4 protein-coding genes are annotated in these 4,172 nt (G+C 70.8%); 3 read left to right on the forward strand and 1 reads right to left on the reverse strand.

Annotated features, from left to right (window positions below; translation table 11 throughout):
* From GXZ33_RS05190 to GXZ33_RS05200, 3 genes are all read left to right on the forward strand, one after another.
* A partial coding sequence (locus GXZ33_RS05190; RefSeq protein ID WP_291339807.1) for a maleylacetate reductase occupies positions 1-963 on the forward strand: 963 nt, incomplete at its 5' end.
* A 17-nt stretch (positions 964-980) separates the two neighbouring features.
* On the forward strand, positions 981-1,901 hold the full coding sequence (locus tag GXZ33_RS05195; RefSeq protein WP_291339808.1) for a dioxygenase: 921 nt from the start codon (positions 981-983) through the stop codon (positions 1,899-1,901).
* Between the two features lie 3 nt (positions 1,902-1,904).
* Positions 1,905-3,674, forward strand: a complete 1,770-nt coding sequence (locus GXZ33_RS05200) for an FAD-dependent monooxygenase (RefSeq protein ID WP_291339809.1) — start codon at positions 1,905-1,907, stop codon at positions 3,672-3,674.
* A 16-nt stretch (positions 3,675-3,690) separates the two neighbouring features.
* On the opposite strand, the gene GXZ33_RS05205 is transcribed toward GXZ33_RS05200, so the two are convergent.
* Positions 3,691-4,172, reverse strand: a 482-nt coding sequence (locus tag GXZ33_RS05205) for an SDR family oxidoreductase (RefSeq protein WP_291339810.1), incomplete at its 5' end; no start/stop codon positions are given.

Raw genomic sequence — 4,172 nt, forward strand, 5'->3', positions numbered from 1 at the left:
ACCCGCCCCCTGCTCGTCTCCACCGACGGCACCCACGAGGTCGCCGAGACCATCGCCGGACGACTCACGCCCGCCGCCCACTGGCGCGACGCCGTCCAGCACGTCCCCCGGCACATCGCCGACGCCGCGACCACCACCGCCCGGGAGACCGGGGCGGACGGGATCATCAGCATCGGCGGCGGCTCCGCCACCGGCCTGGCGAAGGCCGTCGCCCTGGAGACCGGGCTGCCGATCATCGCCGTCCCCACCACCTACGCCGCCTCCGAGGCCACGCCCGTGTGGGGCATCACCGAGGAGCGGACCAAGACCACCGGCGTCGACCCGGTCGTCCTGCCGAAGGTCGTGGTCTACGACTCCGACCTCGTGGCCACCCTCCCCCACGACATGGCCATCGCCTCCGGGCTCAACGCCATGGCCCACTCCGTGGACTCCCTGTGGGCCCCGAAGTCCGACCCGATCAACCGGGCCTACTGCATCGAGTCCGCCCGGGCACTGGCCACCGCCCTGCGCGCCCTCTCCGAGGAGGGCGGCCGCGCAGCCCGTGAACAGGCCCTCTACGGCTGCTACCTCTCCGGCGTGGCCTTCGCCTCCGCCGGCTCCGGTCTCCACCACAAGATCTGCCACGTGCTCGGCGGCACCTTCAACCTCCCGCACGCGGAGACCCACTCCGTGGTCCTGCGCTACGTCGCGGCCCTCAACCTGCCGGCCGTCCCCGGGATCGCCGACGACCTGGCCCTCGCCCTCGGGGGTGACGACGCAGTCACCGCACTCAACCACCTCTACCAGGACGTCGGCGCCCCGCGGTCCCTCGCGGAGCTCGGCATGCCGGAGGACGGCATCCCCGAGGCCGTCGAGCGGGTGCTCGCCGCGGTCCCGGCGGGCAACCCCGCCGAGGTCACCGAGGAGAACATGACCGCCCTCATCACCGCCGCCTTCCACGGCACCGACCCCGCCGCTCTCTGACCCCACCAGGAGACATCATGAACACCCCCTCCAGCATCCAGCAGCAGATCGAGCAGGAGCTCGTCGACGAGGTCGTCGCCTCCTTCGACAACACCCCCGACCCACGCCTCAAGCAGATCATGCAGTCCCTGGTCACCCACCTGCACGACTTCATCCGCGACGTCCGCCTCACCGAGGAGGAATGGGGTCAGGCCATCGACTTCCTCACCCGCGTCGGACACATCACCGACGACCGTCGACAGGAGTTCGTCCTCCTCTCCGACACCCTGGGCGCGTCGATGCAGACCATCGCCGTGAACAACGAGGCCTACAAGGACTCCACCGAGGCCACCGTCTTCGGCCCCTTCTTCGTCGACGACGCCCCCCGCATCGAGCACGGCGGCGACATCGCCGGCGCCGCCACCGGGCAGCCCGCCTGGGTGGAGGGCGTGGTCACCGACACCGACGGCAACCCCGTCCCCGGCGCCCGGATCGAGGTGTGGGAGTCCGACGAGGACGGCTTCTACGACGTCCAGTACGACGACGGCCGCACCCACGGCCGCGCCCACCTGTTCACCGACGACCAGGGCCGCTACGAGTTCTGGGGTCTGACCCCGGTGCCCTACCCCATCCCCCACGACGGGCCGGTCGGCCAGATGCTCCAGGCCGTCGGACGCTCCCCGCTGCGCGCCGCGCACCTGCACTTCATGGTCACCGCGGACGGCATGCGCCCGCTGGTCACCCACATCTTCGTCGAGGGTGACCCGCAGATCGAGATCGGCGACTCCGTGTTCGGGGTGAAGGACTCGCTCATCAAGAAGTTCGAGGAGCAGCCCGCCGGCACCCCGACCCCGGACGGCCGGGACGTGGGCGACCGCACCTGGACCTCCTGCCGCTTCGACATCGTCCTGGCCCCCGCCGACACCACCCCCACCACCGAGACCTCCGAGGAGATGTAGACCATGACCACCCCGAACGCTGACCTGACCACCGACGTCTTCGTCGTCGGTTCCGGCCCGGCCGGCGCCTCCGCCGCGCTCTTCCTCTCCACCTACGGCGTGGAGGTGGTCGTCGCCTCGAAGTACGGCAACACCGCCAACACGCCGCGCGCCCACATCACCAACCAGCGCACCATCGAGACCATGCGTGACATGGGCATCGAGGACCAGGTCATGGCTGAGGCCGTCCCGCACCACATGATCGGCGAGACCGTCTTCTGCACCTCCGTCGCCGGTGAGGAGTTCGGCCGCGTCCGCTCCTGGGGCAACGGCCCCGACCGGGAGGGCGAGTACATAGCCACCTCCCCCACCCTCAACTGCGACATCCCGCAGACCCTCTTCGAGCCGGTGCTCGTGCGCAACGCCATGGCCCGGGGCGCCGTGTTCCGCTGGAAGACGGAGTACGTCTCCCACACCCAGGACGCGGAGGGCGTGTCGACGGTCGTCCGTGACCGCATGACCGGCCACGAGTACACCGTCCGTTCGAAGTACCTCATCGGTGCCGACGGCGGCCGCTCCCAGATCGCCGCCGACCTCCAGCTCCCGATGGAGGGTCAGATGGGCGTGGGCGGTTCCATGAACATCGTCTGCGAGATGGACCTGAGCGAGTGGTGCGAGAACCGCCAGTCCTCCCTCTACTGGGTGCTGCAGCCCGGCGCGAACACCGGCGGCATCGGGCTCGGCCTGGTCCGCATGGTCCGCCCGTGGAACGAATGGCTCGTGACCTGGGGTTATGACATCAACCAGCCGCCCCCGGAGATGGATGACCAGAAGGCCGAGGACATCGTCCGCAACCTCATCGGCGCCCCGGACCTCGACATCAAGGTGACCGACTGGTCCCTGTGGACGGTCAATGACGTGTACGCCAGGGAGAACATGGTCGGCCGTGTCCTCTGTGTCGGCGACGCCGTCCACCGCCACCCGCCGGGCAACGGCCTGGGCTCCAACACCTCCATCCAGGACTCCTACAACCTGGCGTGGAAGCTGGCCATGATCCTCAAGGGGCAGGCCGGCGAGGGGCTGGCCGCCACCTACAACGACGAGCGCGTCCCCGTCGGCCGCCAGATCGTGCGCCGCGCGAATCAGTCGATCGCCGACTTCGACCATGTCCTGGACGCGCTCGGCATCGACCCCGCGGATGACGACGCGACCATGCGCGCCGCCATGGACAAGCGCAAGGAGGCCAGCGCGGAGGGCGAGCAGCGTCGACAAGCACTTCGCGACGCCCTCGTGCTCAAGAACTACGAGTTCAACGCCCTCGGCGTGGAGTTCGGGCAGCGCTACGAGTCCGCGGCCGTGGTCTCCGACGGCACCGACTGGCCCGTCCAGGAGTCCGACCCGCAGCTGCACTACCAGCCGACCACCCATCCCGGCGCGCGTCTGCCGCACGCCTGGCTGAGCGGCGCGAACCCCTCGGCACCGCGGATCTCCACGCTCGACATCTGCGGGCAGGGCCGCTTCACGGTGCTCACCGGCACCAACGGTGCAGCGTGGGTGGAGGCAGCGGAGAAGGTGGCCGCCGAACTGGGCATCGAGCTGCCCGCCTTCCGCATCGGCCCGGCGCAGGACTACGCCGACACCTACGGCGACTGGGGTCGACTGCGGGAGATCGAGGACGACGGCTGCCTCCTCGTCCGCCCAGACCACCACGTCGCCTACCGCTCGCACACCGCGGTGGACGACCCCGCGTCCGCCCTGCGGGAGGCGCTGGAGGCGGTGCTGCACCGCGCGTGACGGCGGGTGCCGGCGCCTACCCCGCCAGCACCCGCGTGAGCAGCCGGGCCACCCGGTCCGGCGCCAGGGACCGCCCCAGGTAGAGGGCCTTGTCCAGGGCGGAGACCCCGTAGTGGACCTTGCCGCGGGCCCAGCGGCCCTCGGCGGTCGCCGCGCGCCACACGACGTCGGCGACCTGCTCCGGGGTGATCCGCACCCCGAGCCTGCGTACCGACGCCGCCCCGACATCCGCGAGTCCCGTCTGCGCCCACAGGGGCCACACGGCGACGACGCGGATGCGGTCCTTCCGCCACTCCAGGCCGAGCCCCTCGGTGAGGTTGGAGACGTAGGCCTTCGACGCCGCATAGGTCGCGATGTCGGGTTGGCCGTGGATCGCCGACGCCGAGGACATGTTCACCAGCGTGCCCCCGCCCTTCAGGTAGGGGTGCGCGGCGCGGGCCCCGAGGGTGACGCCGAGGCAGTTGACGTCGAGAAGCTGCGCCACGGCTGCCGGATCGG

This window comes from Corynebacterium sp. (assembly GCF_012838985.1).
Classification (GTDB): Bacteria; Actinomycetota; Actinomycetes; order Mycobacteriales; family Mycobacteriaceae; genus Corynebacterium.

Bases quoted from the DNA above. Each gene is read 5' to 3' on its own strand.
- GXZ33_RS05195 (WP_291339808.1), top strand. From the start codon at position 981: ATGAACACCCCCTCCAGCATCCAGCAGCAGATCGAGCAGGAGCTCGTC.
- GXZ33_RS05200 (WP_291339809.1), top strand. From the start codon at position 1,905: ATGACCACCCCGAACGCTGACCTGACCACCGACGTCTTCGTCGTCGGT.